The organism is Devosia sp. LjRoot16, from assembly GCF_964252795.1.
In the GTDB taxonomy this organism is placed as follows: domain Bacteria; phylum Pseudomonadota; class Alphaproteobacteria; order Rhizobiales; family Devosiaceae; genus Devosia_A.
In genome coordinates this window covers 550,169-565,104 of record NZ_CAXUPH020000001.1, presented here as the reverse complement: position 1 = coordinate 565,104, position 14,936 = coordinate 550,169, and the positions used below count along the sequence as shown (strand labels likewise).

Genomic DNA, 14,936 nt, shown 5'->3' with positions numbered 1-14,936 from the left:
TCAGTTTCCAGCGAGATAGCGGTTGATGCTCTCGGCCGCGTCGCGCCCCTGCGCCACCGCGGTCACCGTCAGGTCGTCGCCGGCTGCGACGCAGTCGCCACCGGCCCAGACACCCGGCCGCGAGGTGCGGCCCTCGGCGTCGGTCTCGATGCGGCCGGCGATCAGCGCCAGCCCAGCGGCCGTCTCGTCCTCGAGCGTCTGGCCGATGGCCTTGAACACCTGGTCGGCCGGCAGCGTCAGCGTGTGACCCATGCCGCTCAGGCGCCCGTCCTTGAGCTCGGTGTATTCGAGTTCGATCCCCGTCACCTTGCCGTTCTCGCTCAAGACGCGCTTGGGTTGCAGCCAATGCCGGATGGTGACGCCCTTCGATGCTGCAAGATCCTGCTCGAAGCTCGAGGCATTCATGTGCTCCTGCCCGCGGCGATAGCAGATGGTCACCTCTTCGGCGCCGAGGAGCTTCGATTGCACGCCGGCATCGATCGCCGTCATGCCGCCGCCGATCACCACCACGCGGCGACCGACGGGGAGCTTGGAGAGATCGTCGCTCTGGCGCAGTTCGGCGATGAAATCGACTGCATCGGCAAGCCCGTGCGAGCCGTCCGTTTCGCCTTCGGCCCTGAGCGCATTGACACCGCCCAGCCCGACCCCGAGAAACACCGCGTCGTGGCGCTCCAGCAGGCCATCGAGCGACAGCTCGCGTCCCAGCGCCTGGCCCAGCTCGATCTCGATGCCGCCGATCGAGGTGACATAGTCGACCTCGGCCTGCGCGAAGCCGTCCGGCGTCTTGTACGAAGCGATGCCGTACTCATTGAGCCCGCCCGCCTTGGGGCGCGCATCGTAGACCACCACGTCGTGGCCGTGCACCGCCAGCCGGTGCGCAGCGGCGAGCCCCGAGGGGCCGGCGCCGACCACGGCGATGGTCTTGCCGGTAGCGGGAGCGCGGGTGAAGAACTGCGCGTTCTCCTCCATCGCGATATCGGTGGCATAGCGCTGCAGTTGGCCGATCTTCACCGGCTTGCCTTCGGCCTCCATGCGCACGCAGGCGTCTTCGCACAGCTGCTCTGTGGGGCAGACGCGGGCGCACATGCCGCCCAGGATGTTCTGCTCGAAGATCGTCTCGGCCGCCCCCAGCGGGTTGTCCGTCGAGATCTCCCGGATGAACATCGGGATATCGATCTCGGTGGGGCAGGCGTTCATGCACGGCGCATCGAAACAGAAGTAGCAGCGATCGGCCTCGACGAAGGCCTCGTGCCGGTCGAGCGCCGGATGCAGGTCGGAAAAGTTGCGTGCGTACTGGCCGGGCTCGAGTCGCCCGGATGCGATGCCTTGTTTGAGCATTCCCCCGCTCATCGGCAGCTCCCTCTCTCCTTAGAGCCATTCCAGACTGAGGACGCTAACGCAGCTCAGAAATTTTATCAATTGGTCAAAAATAGGAATTTTGAGCTCACCCCGAAGCCTCCACGCCAGCGGAAATTCCCGCGCAGCGATTGGATCTGGTGGGCCGTTTGCCGGTCGTTGCGACCGAAATCGCGCCTTATTCTGTCGATCGGCGCCGGCTTTCGGGGATGCTTCTGCGCTTGGTCGAGAAAAACTTCAGACCGCGGCATCCCTTCCGAGTCATGGCTAAACCCGGGCAAGTTTCTGGAATCTCGTACAAAATCCTTACGACCATCGGTAATGCTACTGATGCATTTCGGCAACGGTTGCACTTGGAAGGGCGGTGTTCATTTTCGGTTCATATTGTCGCCACACCGCCAAAGCCTTCTCCCGCCATCGTAAACAAGCGTGAGTAGTCCAAGGTTGAATAGGAAAATCGTTCTGGTCGCCGCAGCCCTCGTGACGGGCCTTATGACCTCAGTCACAGGCGCAATGGCAGATCAGTGCGGTGGGGCGTCCTGGTATGGACCAGGTTTCCACGGCAAGAAGACGGCCTCGGGCGAGCGGTTCAATGAGAATGCCATGACCGCGGCCCATAAGACGCTTCCCCTCGGCACGGTCGTGAAGGTCACGAACCAGCGGACGGGCAAGTCGATCAAGGTCACGATCAACGACCGCGGTCCTTTCGCCAAGGGCCGCATCATCGACCTCAGCAAGGCAGCCGCTGCCAGGCTCGGCACCAAGAATGCAGGTGTCGGCAAAGTGTGCGTCGCCAAGCTGTAAAAACCGAATGGCGCTCAGGACAGGGTTGAGACCTGTCCGCTTTGAGCGCGTGGCCAGTGGCCGATCGGTTCACAAGATCAGGGGTCGCCCAGGTGAGATGGGCGGCCCCTTTGCTTTGGCCTCAGGCTATCGCGCAGGGCTTGCCAACTGCGCCGGATTGCCCCGTCGGGCGAGAGCAGCAGCCAATCGGGGCGCGCCCAGACGAGGCAGCAGACGATCACGCTGGCCGAGAGCCAGTCGCCGGCAAAGCCGACCGCCGCCGAAAGGATCGCCGGCACCCGGCTGACCAGCACCAGATCCTTTGCGAGATCGCCGACGCTGGGCGACCAGCCGGCGAAGTTCAGCCGCACATTGCCGCCCCAGGCGCTTCCGAGTTTGCCCATGGCATGCAGCACCCCGGCGCTCAGCGCCAGCAGCGGGTTGCCCAGAACGAACAGCCCGAACGCCAGACAGATTGCGCCAGCAGTCGACCACAGGTCACCCTGCCGGTTCAGCGCCGCATTGGGTGGGGCGCCTCTGGCCCAGGCTCGGCTATAAACGATGCCGCCCCAGAAAGAGATCATTGTCGCCAGGCTCAGCGCCAGCGCTGCCTGGCTCCCTGCCAGGTGACGGATTACCTTGTCGAAGGTGTCGCCGCCGACCTGTGCGTCATGCAACCACACCGCGGCGATGAGGCCGGCGACAAATCCCAGCACATTGCCGCAGTTGTAGAGAAAGCCAGGTTCGTTCGCTCGGTGCAACGAGCCGGCAAATCGCGCTGCCATTCTCCGTCCTCCCCGGAGCCATGGTCGCGCGGCAACGTAATAACGCGCGCTACCGTAACTCCCCGCAACCGAGGTCTTTGCCTCGTCGATGCAGGAAAGTTAGCAGGCAGCGCGCCGAAGATTATTTGGCAACTATTTGCAGACAGCAGTTCTGGTCTGCTGTTCGGCCGCTTCATGCAAACGCTGAAACGACACTAGAGATCGTTTGCTGCGTTGAGTTCGCCGGTCGTCAGCCCGTCCCCCTCGGGGTCGAGCGGATGCGGCTCCGCCCCGATGATCGCCTCGATATCCACGGCCAGCTTGGTGAGATCGAGATCGGCAACCTTCTCCACTGGCTGCCGCTGCAGCGCGTGCTTGAGCGCCTCCTCGATCAGTTGGGTGCGCCGGGCTTCGTCAACCACCATTGCCATCGATCTTGATCCCTCCTTCGTCGACGCGGATCTCCAGCGCCGGCTTCTGCGATTCCTGATAGGCGATGTAGATGCCGAAGCCGACGGCGAGCGCCGCGAGCACGGCGATAACGGTGTAAAGCGAACTTCTGCTCATGCCGGTTCCTCTGACGCTGTTCAGAGGGGGCAACGCATCAACCCGGCCGCAGGTTCAATCGGCGATCGCGCGCAGCGCCCCGACGAATGAGGCGATCCCAGCGTCCAGCCCGGCCGAGTTGTCGATGATCTGAGGCACGATCCCCTCCGGCACCGGCGCGCCTTCGCGCTGCAGCCGGGCCTCGATGTCCTCGGCGCTTTCGCGGCCGCGCCCGGCAAGGCGCTTGGCCCGCACCTCCGGCCGGGCCGTCACCAGCAGCACGTGGCAGCTGGGGTATTTTTCGATCGCCCGCTCGATCACCTTGCGCGAGGTGTTCACCACCACGATCCGTCCGGCCACCATTGCCGCGTCGATTGCCGCCGGTACGCCGTAGCAGAGCCCATGCGCTTCCCAATCCAGCGCATAGGCGCCGCGCAGCTTCTGTCGGCCGAACTCGTTGACGTCGACGCTGTCGTGATCCTCGAGCTCGACCATCGCGGTGCGGGTGACCACCCGGCGCGGGAAGCTGAAGCGCAGGTCGTCGGCGAGGGCCGCCTTGGCCGCGCCGATCAGCGTATCCTTGCCGGCGCCCGACGGTCCGACGACGAGGACGAGGGCGCCGTGGCTCATCAGCTGACCCGCTTGCCCTGCCGCCACACCGCGCGCACCACCGGCACCGGATCGGTCCGCCGCACCCGCACCAGGTCGGCGCGCTTGCCGACGGCAATCTCGCCGCGATCGCTGAGGTGCGCCGCCGCTGCCGGCCGCGAGGTCACCATGCCCACCGATTCCGGCAGCGTGATGCTGTCGGCGACTTCCGGCAGCAGGAACGCCGCGTAGATCAGCGAGAACGGCACATAGTCCGAGCTCAGCACATCCAGTACACCGGCCCGCGCCAGCTCGGCCGCCGAGATATTGCCGTTATGCGATTTGCCGCGCACCACGTTGGGGGCGCCCATCAGCACCGCCATGCCGGCCTCGTGGCAGGCGCGCGCCGCCTCCATGGTGGTGGGGAACTCGGCAATCGCCATACCGTCACGCACTGCCTCGTCGACATGCTCGACCGTCGCGTCGTCGTGGCTGGCGAAGGCCAGTCCGATCTCGCGGCCGCGTTTCAGGATCGCGGCGCGGTTCTTGTCGGCATAGAGCTCGCGTTCGGCCTGCCGGTCGGCGATGTACTGCGCCATCTCGGCGTCCGAGAGGCGGAGCTTCTTCTGGTAGTAGGCGATGTAGTGCTCGAGCGTGGTGTACTGCCGCGCCCCCGGCGTGTGGTCCATCAGCGAAGCGAGCCCAACGATCGGGTTGCTGCAATTGTCCTCGAAGTGCTGCGCCACGTCGGGCGTCGCCAGTTCGCACCTCAAATGAATGTGGTGGTCGGCCCTGAGCCGGTCGCCCGCATCGGCCTCGGCCACCGCGTCGACCATGGCGCGCACATCGGCGGTGATGTCGCCCACTTCCGGGTCCGAACCGATCCGCACGGCGTCGAACACCGTGGTGATGCCGGCGCCGGCAACCTGCGCGTCATGGCTCTGCAGCGCCGCAATGGCGTTCCAGGTCACGCCCGGCCGTGGCCGGTAGTGGTTTTCGAAATGATCGGTGTGGAGTTCGACGAGGCCCGGGATGACATAGTCGCCCTCCATGTCCTCACCGGCCCGCACCGAGCCGGTGTCGATCGCCGCGATGACTCCGTCGCGCACCAGCACCGAGCCGGTCACCACCTCGTCATTGAGAACGATACGAGCGTTAGCGAGCGCGAATTCGCTCATCGGCGGCCTCCCCAGTAAGAATAAAATCGCCGAGGCGCACGAACGGCGCCCCCGGCTCAGGCTCGTGGAACAGCACAAGCCTGTCCAGCATAGTTTCGGCTTCAGCGAGTGCTCCGAAATGCGCCGCGGCAGCGCGCGAATAGGCCTCGCGCTCATGCTCGGGCAGCCGGTCGGTCAGGGTCATGTGGAAGCGGAACTGCTCGAACACGTACGGGTAGCCGAAGCGGTCCATCAGTTCGATCTGCCGCTCGCTCAGGTGTCCGCCCTTCAGCCGCCGCTCACGCTCGGCCGCCGATGGCAGCGCGCGGAACGGTTCGAACGCCTCGACCACCTCGGCCGCAAAGTCGGTGAGTTCGCGCGGCTGGTCTGCCGGGATCAGCGCCAGGAAACCGTCGATCAGGTGAAGTTTCAGCCGGCCGATCGCCACCGGCTCCGCCTCGGCGGCGAAATCGGCCAGCCCGTCCTCGAGCTCGGCGCGCGACTTGCCGGCGGCCAGTGTCATCGGTGCCTTGAGCGTGGCGTGGAAGCCGTAGCGCCGGGCCGACACGCTCCGGTCGAACAGCGCGTCCCGCGCCGTGCCGGCGAGCGGACCGTCGATCGTTGCCCCGCTCAGCGGATCACGTCCCAGCCACTCGGCGGATTTCGCCCAGAGCGGCTCGGCCGCACCGGGGGCGTAGTAGATGGCAAAACGTTCGGGCATCGGGACTTCAGGCTCGGCAAGGGACGGGGCTGACTAGCCCCGTTCGATGTCAGTTTTTTGTCAGTCCGACAAGCTGTCCACTGCCGGGTTCAGACGAAGCTCAGATGACGCGCGCCACGCAGTCGGCGGCCTCGCTTGCCGCGCTGTCGAGGACATTGTCCGCCACCAGCGTCTCACCGCCGGCCAGCGGGTTCAGCAGCGCAAAGAAGCCGCGTTTGCCCTCGCTCTTCAGCTGCCACTTGATCCGGGTTCCCGGCGGCAGCTCTTCGGCGCTGTGATTGACCACGACGATAGCGTTCGGCTTGCCCGAAACGGCGCAGCTCAGCTGGACTGTCAGCCCGAAATGCCGGGTCTGCAGCATCGGCTCAGGGACATAGTCGGACGAGGAGTCGCCGTCCCCGCTATCGGCCGTAACCGGCGGGACAAGCTCGTCCGCCGGTCCGGTGCCGGCCGCCGGACCGGTTCCGTCGATTGGGCCGCCGGGCAGCAGCAGGTCAACCTCATCTGCCACCACTGGCAGAACAGCCGCCGTGAGGGGCGACAACATCAGTGCCGCGAGCAACGCGCCCGCGAGAGGACGAATTCTGTTCATTGTTGTTTCCTGCGCAGGCCCATCGATCGCGTCCACGATCGGTGCCTGACTATGTCGCTGGTTTCCTGCGGCGGCAACTAGGTCCCGACGCTTGAACTTCGCGTGAGGTGGCCATTTCGCCCTTGTTCAGCAAGACCAGCTGTTAACGTTGCGCATCGGACACAGACGAGGCCGATGCATTTTCTGCGCGCCTTCTGGCAGAAATGAGCTGTACCGGGCATGAACGCGTTGCCGCATCGCCCGGTGCTTGCCTCGACGGGGCGACGCCGCCAATATCGCGGCAAATCAGTACCCCCGGGGCTTCATGGATCGCGACCTTCTCGAACGGCTCTATCATCGCGCCGTCGACGCCGCCCAGCCGCAGCACGCCATCGCCGCCAACCTGCCGGAGCCGCCAAGGGGACGGACCGTGGTGATCGGCGCCGGCAAGGCCTCCGCGCAGATGGCGCGGGCCTTCGAGCTGGCCTGGCCCGGGCCGATCCACAGTGGCCTCGTGGTCACCCGCTACGGCTACGCCACGCCCTGCGAGCGCATCGAAATCGTCGAGGCCGCCCATCCGGTGCCCGACATGGCCGGCTACCTCGCCGCCCGCCGGCTGATGGAAAAGGTCTCCGGCCTCGGCCATGACGACCTGGTGGTGGCGCTGATCTCGGGCGGCGGCTCGGCGCTGTTGCCGCAACCGGCGGCCGGGCTCAGCTTCGAGGACGAGCAGGCGGTCAACGAAATCCTGCTGGCCTCGGGCGCGCCGATCTCGGTGATGAATGTCATCCGCAACGAACTCAGCGCCATCAAGGGCGGCCGCCTCGCCGCTCTCGCCTCGCCCGCCCGCGTCGCTACGCTCATCGTCTCCGATATCCCCGGCGACGACCCGTCGCTGGTCGCCTCCGGCCCGACCGTGCCGCTGAGTTCCGGCCGCGCCGAAGCTCGCCACCTTGCCTCGCTCTACCGGCTGAAACTGCCGGCGGCCGCCGAAGAGCTGCTGGCCTCCGATCTCAACCCCGCGCCACGCGCCGGCGATCCGCGCTTTCACCACAACACCGTCCGCATCATAGCGTCCGCCGCCTTGTCGCTGGAGGCCGCGGCCGCCGAGGCGCGGTCCGCGGGGCTCGAGGCCCATATCCTCTCCGATGCGATCGAAGGCGAAGCGCGCGACGTCGCGTCGGTTCACGCCGCGCTCGCGCGTGAGATCAAAACCCGCAACCGTCCGTTCGCCAAGCCCGCGCTGCTGCTGTCGGGCGGCGAGACCACCGTCACCATCCGCGGCGATGGCCGGGGCGGCCGCAACGCCGAGTTCCTGCTCGCCTTCGCCCTCGCCATCGATGGCATCGAGGGCATTACCGCGCTCGCCGCCGATACCGACGGTATCGACGGGGCAGGGGATAATGCCGGCGCCATCTGCGATGGCCACACCGCGGCGAGGCTGCGCGCCGCCGGCATCGACCCACGTCGGGCTCTCGCCAACAACGACGCCTACAACGCCTTCCGCGCCGTCGGCGGCCTGCTGCTCACCGGCCCCACCGGCACCAACGTCAACGATTTTCGCGCCATCCTCGTGCGCTGAGATACTGCGCTGGACGTTATTCCTCGACCCACGAGTCGAAGGTGCCATCCTTGCTCAGCCGCGCCACCATGTAGCCGCCGCGCTGCCGCGGCCGCACCTCGTAGTCATAGTCCTTGCCGTCCATCGCCCGCTGCAGGTTGGCAGCGCTCTCGGCGCTTTCCGCCGAGGCGAACACCTGCGGCACGCTGTTGCCTTCACTGACGAATGCCCGCGACATCACAACTCTCCCACCTGACGCCTCAGCATAGCCCACCTTAGGCAGCCGGACGATTTTCCTTTGTGGGGAACTTCCCTTTCCTTCGCCCATGCCTTTAAGTGCCGCCCGCTTTCAGGGAGTGTTTCGGCAATGGCCAAAAAGAAGATCGCCGTCATCGGTATCGGCAAGATCGCGCAGGATCAGCACCTGCCGGTGATCGACAAGAGCCCGGATTTCGACCTCGCGGCCTGCGTCTCGACCCGCGGCCTCGGCCATCGCGACGTGCCGGTGTTCAAGACCCCGGCCGAACTCTACAAGGCCATGCCCGAGGTGAAGCTGGTCGCCATCTGCACCCCGCCCGGCGTCCGCCACGCCTATGTGCGGCAGGCGATCGATGCCGGCAAGGATGTGCTGCTGGAAAAGCCGCCGACCCCCACCATCACCGAGTTCGAGGACCTCGTCGCCTATGGCGAGAAGAAGGGCAAGGTGCTGTTCCAGACCTGGCACTCACGCTACAATGCCGCCGTCGACACCGCCAAACTGATCCTCAAGGACGAAGGCGTCGCCTCGCTTCGCATCGACTGGCGCGAGAGCGTCCGCAAGTGGCACCCGGGCCAGGAATGGGTGTGGGAGCCCGGCGGCTTCGGCGTCTGCGATCCGGGCATCAACGCCATGTCGATCTTCACCAAGATCATGCCGTTCCCGGTCTTCGTCGACAGCGCGCGGCTGAAATTCCCGGCCAACCGCCAGACCCCGGTCGATGTCGAGATCGTCTTCAAGTCCGGCGAAAAGCACCAGCCCAAGCTCAGCGCCGGCTTCAACTGGCTGGAGGAGTCGGGCGAGATCTGGACCATCGCCATCGAGACCCGGAAGGGCACGCAGCTGAAGCTCGAGCGGGGCGGCACCGTGCTCACGGTCAATGGCAAGGAAACCGTCGCCAACCCCTCCGAGGAGTATGAGGCGATCTACGAGCGTTTTGCCAAGCTATTGAAGAAGGGCAAGTCCGAAATGGACGGTTCTCCTTTGCGGCTGGTCGGCGATGCCTTCCTGCTCGGCGCCCGCGAGAACGTCGACGAGTTCCACTGGTAAGGACGAACAGGCATTGGGAATGCAACGGACAGGCTGGTGGCTGTGGACCCCCACGCCTGTCTCCTCCCCGCAAGGGGGAGGGTGCCCCTCCCACTGACATCGCAGTACGCGTCTCCCTCCCCTGGCGGGGAGGGACAGGGGTGGGGGTCAGCCCGCCCTGACCGATCGGTCTTCGTGAGGCTGCCGAACAAAGCCCCCTAGACGTAGGTCGACTGGCAGGGTTAGCTCGCACCGCATACAGCTACCATACCAGTGACGAGGAGACCTGCCATGTACGAGACCTTCAACGGCTCGGCCCATCCGTTGGCGCCCCGGGAAATCGCCATCACCGCCGTCCCCGAGGATGAGCGGGTCTGGGTGCCGCAGGCCGAGGGGGTCTGGTTCCGTCCGCTGTTTCTCAACACGCTGCAGGGCCAGTGGTGCAACCTGCTGCGCGTCCGCCGCGCCGGCATTCTGAGCCGCCACCTCCACCCCCAGCCGGTGCACGGCTACGTCATCAAGGGCCGCTGGCACTATCTCGAGCACGACTGGGTGGCCGAAACCGGCTCCTATGTGTTCGAGCCGCCGGGCGAGATCCATACCCTGACCGTGCCCGAGGACACCCCGGAGATGATCACTTTCTTCAACATCTCGGGCTGCATGGTCTATCTCGACAAGGACAACAAGCAGGTCGGCTTCGAGGACGTCTTCACCAAGATCGACATGTGCAAGAAGCACTACGAAAAGGTGGGGCTCGGGGCGGACTACGTGGACCAGTTCGTCAGATGAGCCACTGGGCATCAGAGTTCTACGCCAAGAAGACCGTTGTCATCACCGGCGGCACCTCCGGCATCGGCCAGGGCATCGGCCGCGCCTTTGCTGACGCCGGGGCGGTGGTGCATGTCACCGGCGCCACCCAGGCCGAGGTCGAGGCGGGCGCCGCTGCCGAGCCGCGCTTCCGTTACACAGAGCTCGACGTGCGCAATTCCGAACAGGTCGCCGAGTATGCCGCGACCTTCGGCAGCGTCGCCGCACTGATCAACTGCGCCGGGGTGAACCTCCGCGCTGCCGAGCACACCGTCGACGGCTTTGCGACTGTCATCGATATCAACCTCAACGGTTCGATGCGCACCGCCTACGCCTTCAAGGACAAGCTCGCCGGCGGCGCCATCCTCAATATCGGCTCGATGTTCTCGTTCTTCGGCGCCCCGCACGCCCCGGCTTACGCGGCGTCGAAGCACGCCGTCGCCGGCCTCACCAAGTCGCTCGCCACCGCCTTTGCCAAGGAGCAGATCCGCGTCAATGCCCTCGCCCCCGGCTGGATCGAGACCGCGATGACCGCGGTGCCGCGCGCCAACGAGGCGCGCAACGCCGAACTGATGGGCCGCACCCCGCTCGGCCGCTGGGGCACTCCGGCGGACCTGGCGCCCGCCGCCCTGTTCTTGTGTTCGCCGCTCGCCGGCTTCATCACCGGAGCGATCCTGCCGGTCGACGGCGGCTACCTCATCGCATGAGCGAGATCATCAGTAAGAGCGTCGCGAGCATCGCGGCGCCCGACCTGATCGAGTTCCACCGGGTCCAGTCCCTGAGGTAGCTGGCCCAGTAGGCGGCGCCCTCGGGGCTCGGGGCCTCGAACCTGGCCAACCGGTTGTTCATCGGCACATTGATCGCCATGGTCACGCCGAACGTCCCGATGACATAGACCAGCGCGCCGGCCGCCGCCCATGGGCTGCCGCCCGCCACGAACACCGCCAGCACCAGCGCCAGCCCGAGGATCGCGGTCCCCATGAAGGCGCCGAGAAAGCCGGCATTGAGCACCGTCACGTTGATGGCGTTCATCACCGCGATGGCGTTGGCGGGTGGCTGCCGGCCGATTGCCGGCATGATGAAGTTCGAGAACCCGAAGAAGGTTCCGCCGATCAGCGCTGCGCCGAGCGCCACGACGATACTGAGGATATCGATCCAGTTCATGCTTGCCTCCAGGCGCCCTTGGCTGCCGCTTCGCGTGCAAAGTCCGCAACGTCCTTCGGTTGCCGCCCGAGGACCCGCTGCACTCCATCGGCGAGGGATTCGTTACGGCCGTCCAGCACCTCGCTGAACAGCTCTTCGAGCAGCCCGGCGATTTCTTCGGGCATTTCGCTGCCGGCGAGCGAGTCGAGGAACTCATGTGCCGGCATGGTGCGGAACATCACGTTGCTGCCGCTCGCGCGATTGATCTCGGCAACCACCTCGGCGAAGGTCAACAGCCGTGGGCCGGTAACCTCATAGAGCTGGCCGATGTGCCGGTCGTCGGTCAGCGCTGCGGTCACCACGTCGGCGATGTCGTCGCAATCGACGAACGGCTCGCGTACCGCGTCGACCGGCAATGCCACTTCGCCGCCGAGCACCATCTCGAGGAACTGTCCCTCGTCGAAATTCTGGTTGAACCAGCTGGCGCGCACCACGGTCCAGTCGGCGCCCGAGCCGATCAACTGCTGCTCGGCCCGCTGCGCCTCCGGCTCACCGCGGCCGGACAGCAGCACCAGCCGCTTTACCCCCAGCGACAGGGCCAGTTCGGTAATGGCGCCGATGGCCTCGGCTGCGCCCTTAATCGCGATATCCGGGTAATACGTGATGTAGGCGCTGGCAGCCCCCTCAAGCGCTGCCGCCCAGGTGCCGCGGTCGGTCCAGTCGAACCCCGTCGACCGCGAGGCCAGCCGCACCGGCAAGCCGCGTACTTCGAGGCGCTCCGCAACCCGCGCGCCGGTCTTGCCGCGGCCGCCAATGATCAGGATCGGTTTGGTCATTTCATGCTCCATTCGCAAAACATGAGGAAGTCTCATGTTGCGGAAGGTGATAAATCCTCATATTATCGACGTCAAGCAGAAATGTGAGGATTGTTCACTTATGGCCGAAGCCGCCGAAACCGCCGCCCCGGCGCGACGCACCCCGCAGCAGCAGCGCAGCCGCGAGCGGGTCGAGCGCATTCTCAATGCGGCCAAGGGGCTGATCGAGCGGAGTGGCAGCGATGCCATGAAGATGGGGGAACTGGCCGCCGAGGCGGAAATCTCGATCGGCTCGCTCTACCAATACTTTCCAGACAAGGCGGCGGTGATCGGGGCGCTGGCCGAGCGCTACAATGAAGAGGGTCGCGCCTGCATTCGCGATGGCCTCGCCGGGGTCAGCGATGCGCCTGGCTTCCGCCGGGCCTTCGGCGAACTCATCGATATCTATTACGGCCTGTTCCTGGCCGAGCCGGTGATGCGCGACATCTGGTCGGGCACCCAGGCCGACAAATCGCTGCACGGCATCGACCTCGCCGACAGCCACGAGAACGGCGCGCTGGTCGGCGCCGTGCTGCAGCGGATCTATCCCGATGCCGATCCAGCGGAACTGCTCAACCGCGCCACCCTGGTGATGTACCTGGGCAGCGCCAGCATGCGCCTTGCCATTTCGGTGGGCCGCAAGGAAGGCGACGCTTACGTCGGCAACTTCAAGCGCATGGCAGTCGCCGAGTTACTCGGCGACTGATGTCGCCGTCGGCGGCACGCGCGGCGCGCAGAAATACAGCGCCTGGTTGATCACGTAGAGCGAGCCGTCGAGCGTGATGCCGTTCCTGGGCAGGTCCGGCCCGGCTTTCGGGTCGAGAAAGGCGAGGCCGCCGTTCTTCAGCGCCTCGAGCAGTGGCGCCACGTCGCCCTCGATGCGGGCGTTGTAGGGCGAACCATCGGGCTTGGCGTCGACTTCGTGTCCGTCTTCCTTGTCGATATCGATCCGCCATCGTCCGGCGTCGCCGCCCGGACGGCTGGTGTGCAGATGAATGCCGATCTCGAAATCGTCCTCGCAGCGCACCGCGAGGCAGACGAATTCCTTTGGCGTCGATCCGGCAGCACAACCCAGAGCTGCCCGGTCGCCTTCGCCCTGTAGCGGCGAATAGTGCCAGCCGGCGTCCTGGGCGAGGGCGGGGGCGGCGAGGGTGGCGAGCGCCCAAGCCAACAGCGCTGCGGCCGCAGCCGTCGATGTCATTTGCCGGCGTCCGTCAGCAACTGCAGGTCCTCGGCACTCAGCGTCAGGTTGGCGCCGCGCATCAGGCTCTGCACCTGCTCGACCGATGTCGCCGAGGCGATCGGTGCGCCGACGCCCGGCTGCGCCGCGATCCAGCTGAGGGTGACCTCCGCCGGCAGCGCCCTGGTCCGCTGGCTGATCGCGTCCAGCGCCTCGAGGATGCGATAGCCTTTGGGGTTGAGGTATTTCTCCACCACCGTCTGGCCGCGCGGGCTCTTCTGCGCGTCGGCGGCGCTGCGATACTTGCCGGCGAGGAAGCCGCGCGCCAGGCTGAAATAGCCGATCCCCGAGACGCCTCGGCCACGCAGGTCGCCTGCACCTCTTCGAACTTCATGCGGTCGTAGAGGTTGAACTCGTTCTGGATCGTCTCGTAGCGCGCCAAGCCGTCGGCCTTCGAGATGCCGAGTGCCTCGCTCAACAGCGCCGTGTCCTGGTTGGACGAGCCGACATAGCGGACCTTGCCGGCCTTCACGAGCTTGTCGAGTGCCTCGAGCGTCTCCTGCTGCGGTGTCGCCGGGTCGGGCCAATGGGTCTGGTAGAGGTCGATATAGTCGGTCTGCAGCCGCCGCAGCGAGGCGTCGACTTCCTCCTCGATCCATTTGGCGCTGAGGTCGCGGTGCCCCTGGCCCATGTCCGAGCCGACCTTGGTGAACACCAGCACCTTGTCGCGGTTGCCGCGCGCCTTCATCCAGTTGCCGATGATCGTCTCCGACTTGCCCTTGCCATAGCTGTCAGCGGTGTCGAGCGCCGCAAAGCCGCCATCGAGGAAGGCGTCGAGCACCGGATAGGCCGCCTGCTCTTCCAGCGTCCAGCCCAGCACGTTGCAACCGAAAACCAACGGGTCGATGAAAAGCTCGGTGCGGCCGAGGCGGCGCTTGCTCATGGTGATCTCCAGTATTGGTGAGGGACAGGCAGGAAGGCCCGGTGAGCCTAGCCTTGCCATCCATCGGCGACAAGCGATGGACGTCTCAACCCTTGGGCTGAATCAGGTCCCATTTGTTGCCGTAGAGGTCCTCGAACACCGCCACCGAGCCATAGGCTTCGTGCCGCGGTAACTCGAGGAACTTGACCCCGCGCGCCACATAGGCGGCGTGGTCGCGGGCGAAATCGTCGGTCTCGAGGAAGAAGCCGACCCGCCCGCCGGTCTGGTTGCCGATATGGGCGGATTGCGCGGTCCCGTCCGCCTTCGCCAGCAGCAGTCTGGCCCCGCCGCCGCCGGGCGTCACGGTGACCCAGCGCTTGCCGCCACCCATATCGAGATCGCTCGCGAGCGCGAATCCGAGCTTGTCGACATAGAACGAGATGGCGTCGTCATAGTCGGCGACGACGAGGGCGATTGTGGCAATGGACTGGCTCATGTGCCGATCATTTGCGGCAGCGCGTCGCGACCGTCAATTGCCGCGGTGTGAAATCGATCCCACCGCGCAACCGCTTTACCTGCCGAGAAACTCAGGTTTGCGGCGATAGTGGCTTTGTTGAAACGGCATTGCGTATGACGGGGCTTTGACCAACCGGTAAAACTGGGCCATTGCGTGGCGGCAGAAAAAGCGCTTTGTTGCG

At 65.8% G+C, this 14,936-nt stretch carries 19 protein-coding genes and 1 pseudogene; 6 read left to right on the top strand and 14 right to left on the bottom strand.

Going from position 1 to position 14,936, the window contains the following annotated elements; translation table 11 throughout:
- Window positions 1–1,350 (bottom strand): NAD(P)-dependent oxidoreductase, encoded by a 1,350-nt coding sequence (locus ACSQ23_RS02780; protein ID WP_436089624.1) that lies wholly within the window; start codon window positions 1,348–1,350, stop codon window positions 1–3.
- Between the two features lie 498 nt (window positions 1,351–1,848).
- On the opposite strand from ACSQ23_RS02780, the gene ACSQ23_RS02775 reads away from it, so the two are divergent.
- Complete coding sequence (locus tag ACSQ23_RS02775) at window positions 1,849–2,160, top strand: septal ring lytic transglycosylase RlpA family protein (protein ID WP_082527963.1); 312 nt, start codon at window positions 1,849–1,851, stop codon at window positions 2,158–2,160.
- A 77-nt stretch (window positions 2,161–2,237) separates the two neighbouring features.
- Here ACSQ23_RS02775 and ACSQ23_RS02770 read toward each other — a convergent pair whose 3' ends face one another.
- From ACSQ23_RS02770 to ACSQ23_RS02740, 7 genes are all read right to left on the bottom strand, one after another.
- Window positions 2,238–2,924, bottom strand: a complete 687-nt coding sequence (locus ACSQ23_RS02770; protein ID WP_436089623.1) for a hypothetical protein — start codon at window positions 2,922–2,924, stop codon at window positions 2,238–2,240.
- Window positions 2,925–3,118: 194 nt separating this feature from the next.
- Window positions 3,119–3,334 (bottom strand): hypothetical protein, encoded by a 216-nt coding sequence (locus ACSQ23_RS02765; RefSeq protein ID WP_156384622.1) that lies wholly within the window; start codon window positions 3,332–3,334, stop codon window positions 3,119–3,121.
- Window positions 3,318–3,470, bottom strand: a complete 153-nt coding sequence (locus ACSQ23_RS02760; RefSeq protein WP_197421105.1) for a hypothetical protein — start codon at window positions 3,468–3,470, stop codon at window positions 3,318–3,320. Before ACSQ23_RS02760 ends, ACSQ23_RS02765 begins: the two co-directional genes overlap by 17 nt.
- Window positions 3,471–3,524: 54 nt before the next feature.
- A complete protein-coding gene (gene phnN, locus ACSQ23_RS02755; protein ID WP_436089622.1) occupies window positions 3,525–4,079 on the bottom strand; it encodes a phosphonate metabolism protein/1,5-bisphosphokinase (PRPP-forming) PhnN in 555 nt (184 codons plus the stop codon).
- Entirely contained in the window at window positions 4,079–5,215 is a 1,137-nt protein-coding gene (locus ACSQ23_RS02750; protein ID WP_055998787.1) for an alpha-D-ribose 1-methylphosphonate 5-triphosphate diphosphatase, read from the bottom strand. Before ACSQ23_RS02750 ends, phnN begins: the two co-directional genes overlap by 1 nt.
- Window positions 5,193–5,915 (bottom strand): DUF1045 domain-containing protein, encoded by a 723-nt coding sequence (locus tag ACSQ23_RS02745; protein ID WP_436089621.1) that lies wholly within the window; start codon window positions 5,913–5,915, stop codon window positions 5,193–5,195. The genes ACSQ23_RS02750 and ACSQ23_RS02745 overlap by 23 nt, the downstream gene beginning before the upstream one ends.
- A gap of 100 nt (window positions 5,916–6,015) precedes the next feature.
- Window positions 6,016–6,507, bottom strand: a complete 492-nt coding sequence (locus ACSQ23_RS02740) for a hypothetical protein (RefSeq protein ID WP_156384623.1) — start codon at window positions 6,505–6,507, stop codon at window positions 6,016–6,018.
- A 304-nt stretch (window positions 6,508–6,811) separates the two neighbouring features.
- Here ACSQ23_RS02740 and ACSQ23_RS02735 point away from each other — a divergent pair, with 304 nt between their 5' ends.
- Window positions 6,812–8,068 (top strand): glycerate kinase type-2 family protein, encoded by a 1,257-nt coding sequence (locus ACSQ23_RS02735; protein WP_055876655.1) that lies wholly within the window; start codon window positions 6,812–6,814, stop codon window positions 8,066–8,068.
- A 16-nt stretch (window positions 8,069–8,084) separates the two neighbouring features.
- Here the strand turns inward: ACSQ23_RS02735 and ACSQ23_RS02730 are convergent, their stop codons facing one another.
- Window positions 8,085–8,285, bottom strand: a complete 201-nt coding sequence (locus ACSQ23_RS02730; protein WP_055998793.1) for a hypothetical protein — start codon at window positions 8,283–8,285, stop codon at window positions 8,085–8,087.
- Between the two features lie 129 nt (window positions 8,286–8,414).
- On the opposite strand from ACSQ23_RS02730, the gene ACSQ23_RS02725 reads away from it, so the two are divergent.
- The 3 genes from ACSQ23_RS02725 to ACSQ23_RS02715 all read left to right on the top strand — a co-directional run bounded on the left by ACSQ23_RS02725 (window position 8,415) and on the right by ACSQ23_RS02715 (window position 10,846).
- Entirely contained in the window at window positions 8,415–9,353 is a 939-nt protein-coding gene (locus tag ACSQ23_RS02725; RefSeq protein WP_055998795.1) for a Gfo/Idh/MocA family protein, read from the top strand.
- Between the two features lie 270 nt (window positions 9,354–9,623).
- A complete protein-coding gene (locus tag ACSQ23_RS02720) occupies window positions 9,624–10,121 on the top strand; it encodes a 2,4'-dihydroxyacetophenone dioxygenase family protein (protein WP_055998797.1) in 498 nt (165 codons plus the stop codon).
- Window positions 10,118–10,846 (top strand): SDR family NAD(P)-dependent oxidoreductase, encoded by a 729-nt coding sequence (locus ACSQ23_RS02715; protein WP_436089620.1) that lies wholly within the window; start codon window positions 10,118–10,120, stop codon window positions 10,844–10,846. The genes ACSQ23_RS02720 and ACSQ23_RS02715 overlap by 4 nt, the downstream gene beginning before the upstream one ends.
- On the opposite strand, the gene ACSQ23_RS02710 is transcribed toward ACSQ23_RS02715, so the two are convergent.
- Both ACSQ23_RS02710 and ACSQ23_RS02705 read right to left on the bottom strand, forming a co-directional pair.
- Window positions 10,836–11,303, bottom strand: coding sequence for a DUF1772 domain-containing protein (locus tag ACSQ23_RS02710; protein WP_436089619.1), 468 nt, complete (start codon window positions 11,301–11,303; stop codon window positions 10,836–10,838). The genes ACSQ23_RS02715 and ACSQ23_RS02710 overlap by 11 nt on opposite strands.
- Window positions 11,300–12,118, bottom strand: a complete 819-nt coding sequence (locus ACSQ23_RS02705) for an NmrA family NAD(P)-binding protein (protein ID WP_244488464.1) — start codon at window positions 12,116–12,118, stop codon at window positions 11,300–11,302. The genes ACSQ23_RS02710 and ACSQ23_RS02705 overlap by 4 nt, the downstream gene beginning before the upstream one ends.
- Before the next feature lie 100 nt (window positions 12,119–12,218).
- On the opposite strand from ACSQ23_RS02705, the gene ACSQ23_RS02700 reads away from it, so the two are divergent.
- Window positions 12,219–12,842 (top strand): TetR/AcrR family transcriptional regulator, encoded by a 624-nt coding sequence (locus ACSQ23_RS02700; protein WP_055998803.1) that lies wholly within the window; start codon window positions 12,219–12,221, stop codon window positions 12,840–12,842.
- On the opposite strand, the gene ACSQ23_RS02695 is transcribed toward ACSQ23_RS02700, so the two are convergent.
- The 3 genes and pseudogenes from ACSQ23_RS02695 to ACSQ23_RS02685 form a co-directional block, all read right to left on the bottom strand.
- Window positions 12,828–13,337 carry a hypothetical protein gene (locus ACSQ23_RS02695; protein ID WP_436089618.1) on the bottom strand — a complete coding sequence of 170 codons (510 nt, stop codon included), beginning with the start codon at window positions 13,335–13,337 and terminating at the stop codon, window positions 12,828–12,830. The genes ACSQ23_RS02700 and ACSQ23_RS02695 overlap by 15 nt on opposite strands.
- A pseudogene (locus tag ACSQ23_RS02690) lies at window positions 13,334–14,259 on the bottom strand (aldo/keto reductase). The gene ACSQ23_RS02695 and the pseudogene ACSQ23_RS02690 overlap by 4 nt, the downstream one beginning before the upstream one ends.
- Window positions 14,260–14,344: 85 nt before the next feature.
- Entirely contained in the window at window positions 14,345–14,734 is a 390-nt protein-coding gene (locus ACSQ23_RS02685) for a VOC family protein (RefSeq protein ID WP_055998808.1), read from the bottom strand.
- Between the last annotated feature and the right edge of the window lie 202 nt (window positions 14,735–14,936).

Coding starts and splice junctions, on each gene's coding strand:
- ACSQ23_RS02780 (WP_436089624.1), bottom strand. CDS start 1,350: ATGAGCGGGGGAATGCTCAAACAAGGCATCGCATCCGGGCGACTCGAG.
- ACSQ23_RS02775 (WP_082527963.1), top strand. CDS start 1,849: ATGACCTCAGTCACAGGCGCAATGGCAGATCAGTGCGGTGGGGCGTCC.
- ACSQ23_RS02770 (WP_436089623.1), bottom strand. CDS start 2,924: ATGGCAGCGCGATTTGCCGGCTCGTTGCACCGAGCGAACGAACCTGGC.
- ACSQ23_RS02765 (WP_156384622.1), bottom strand. CDS start 3,334: ATGGCAATGGTGGTTGACGAAGCCCGGCGCACCCAACTGATCGAGGAG.
- ACSQ23_RS02760 (WP_197421105.1), bottom strand. CDS start 3,470: ATGAGCAGAAGTTCGCTTTACACCGTTATCGCCGTGCTCGCGGCGCTC.
- phnN (WP_436089622.1), bottom strand. CDS start 4,079: ATGAGCCACGGCGCCCTCGTCCTCGTCGTCGGACCGTCGGGCGCCGGC.
- ACSQ23_RS02750 (WP_055998787.1), bottom strand. CDS start 5,215: ATGAGCGAATTCGCGCTCGCTAACGCTCGTATCGTTCTCAATGACGAG.
- ACSQ23_RS02745 (WP_436089621.1), bottom strand. CDS start 5,915: ATGCCCGAACGTTTTGCCATCTACTACGCCCCCGGTGCGGCCGAGCCG.
- ACSQ23_RS02740 (WP_156384623.1), bottom strand. CDS start 6,507: ATGAACAGAATTCGTCCTCTCGCGGGCGCGTTGCTCGCGGCACTGATG.
- ACSQ23_RS02735 (WP_055876655.1), top strand. CDS start 6,812: ATGGATCGCGACCTTCTCGAACGGCTCTATCATCGCGCCGTCGACGCC.
- ACSQ23_RS02730 (WP_055998793.1), bottom strand. CDS start 8,285: ATGTCGCGGGCATTCGTCAGTGAAGGCAACAGCGTGCCGCAGGTGTTC.
- ACSQ23_RS02725 (WP_055998795.1), top strand. CDS start 8,415: ATGGCCAAAAAGAAGATCGCCGTCATCGGTATCGGCAAGATCGCGCAG.
- ACSQ23_RS02720 (WP_055998797.1), top strand. CDS start 9,624: ATGTACGAGACCTTCAACGGCTCGGCCCATCCGTTGGCGCCCCGGGAA.
- ACSQ23_RS02715 (WP_436089620.1), top strand. CDS start 10,118: ATGAGCCACTGGGCATCAGAGTTCTACGCCAAGAAGACCGTTGTCATC.
- ACSQ23_RS02710 (WP_436089619.1), bottom strand. CDS start 11,303: ATGAACTGGATCGATATCCTCAGTATCGTCGTGGCGCTCGGCGCAGCG.
- ACSQ23_RS02705 (WP_244488464.1), bottom strand. CDS start 12,118: ATGACCAAACCGATCCTGATCATTGGCGGCCGCGGCAAGACCGGCGCG.
- ACSQ23_RS02700 (WP_055998803.1), top strand. CDS start 12,219: ATGGCCGAAGCCGCCGAAACCGCCGCCCCGGCGCGACGCACCCCGCAG.
- ACSQ23_RS02695 (WP_436089618.1), bottom strand. CDS start 13,337: ATGACATCGACGGCTGCGGCCGCAGCGCTGTTGGCTTGGGCGCTCGCC.
- ACSQ23_RS02685 (WP_055998808.1), bottom strand. CDS start 14,734: ATGAGCCAGTCCATTGCCACAATCGCCCTCGTCGTCGCCGACTATGAC.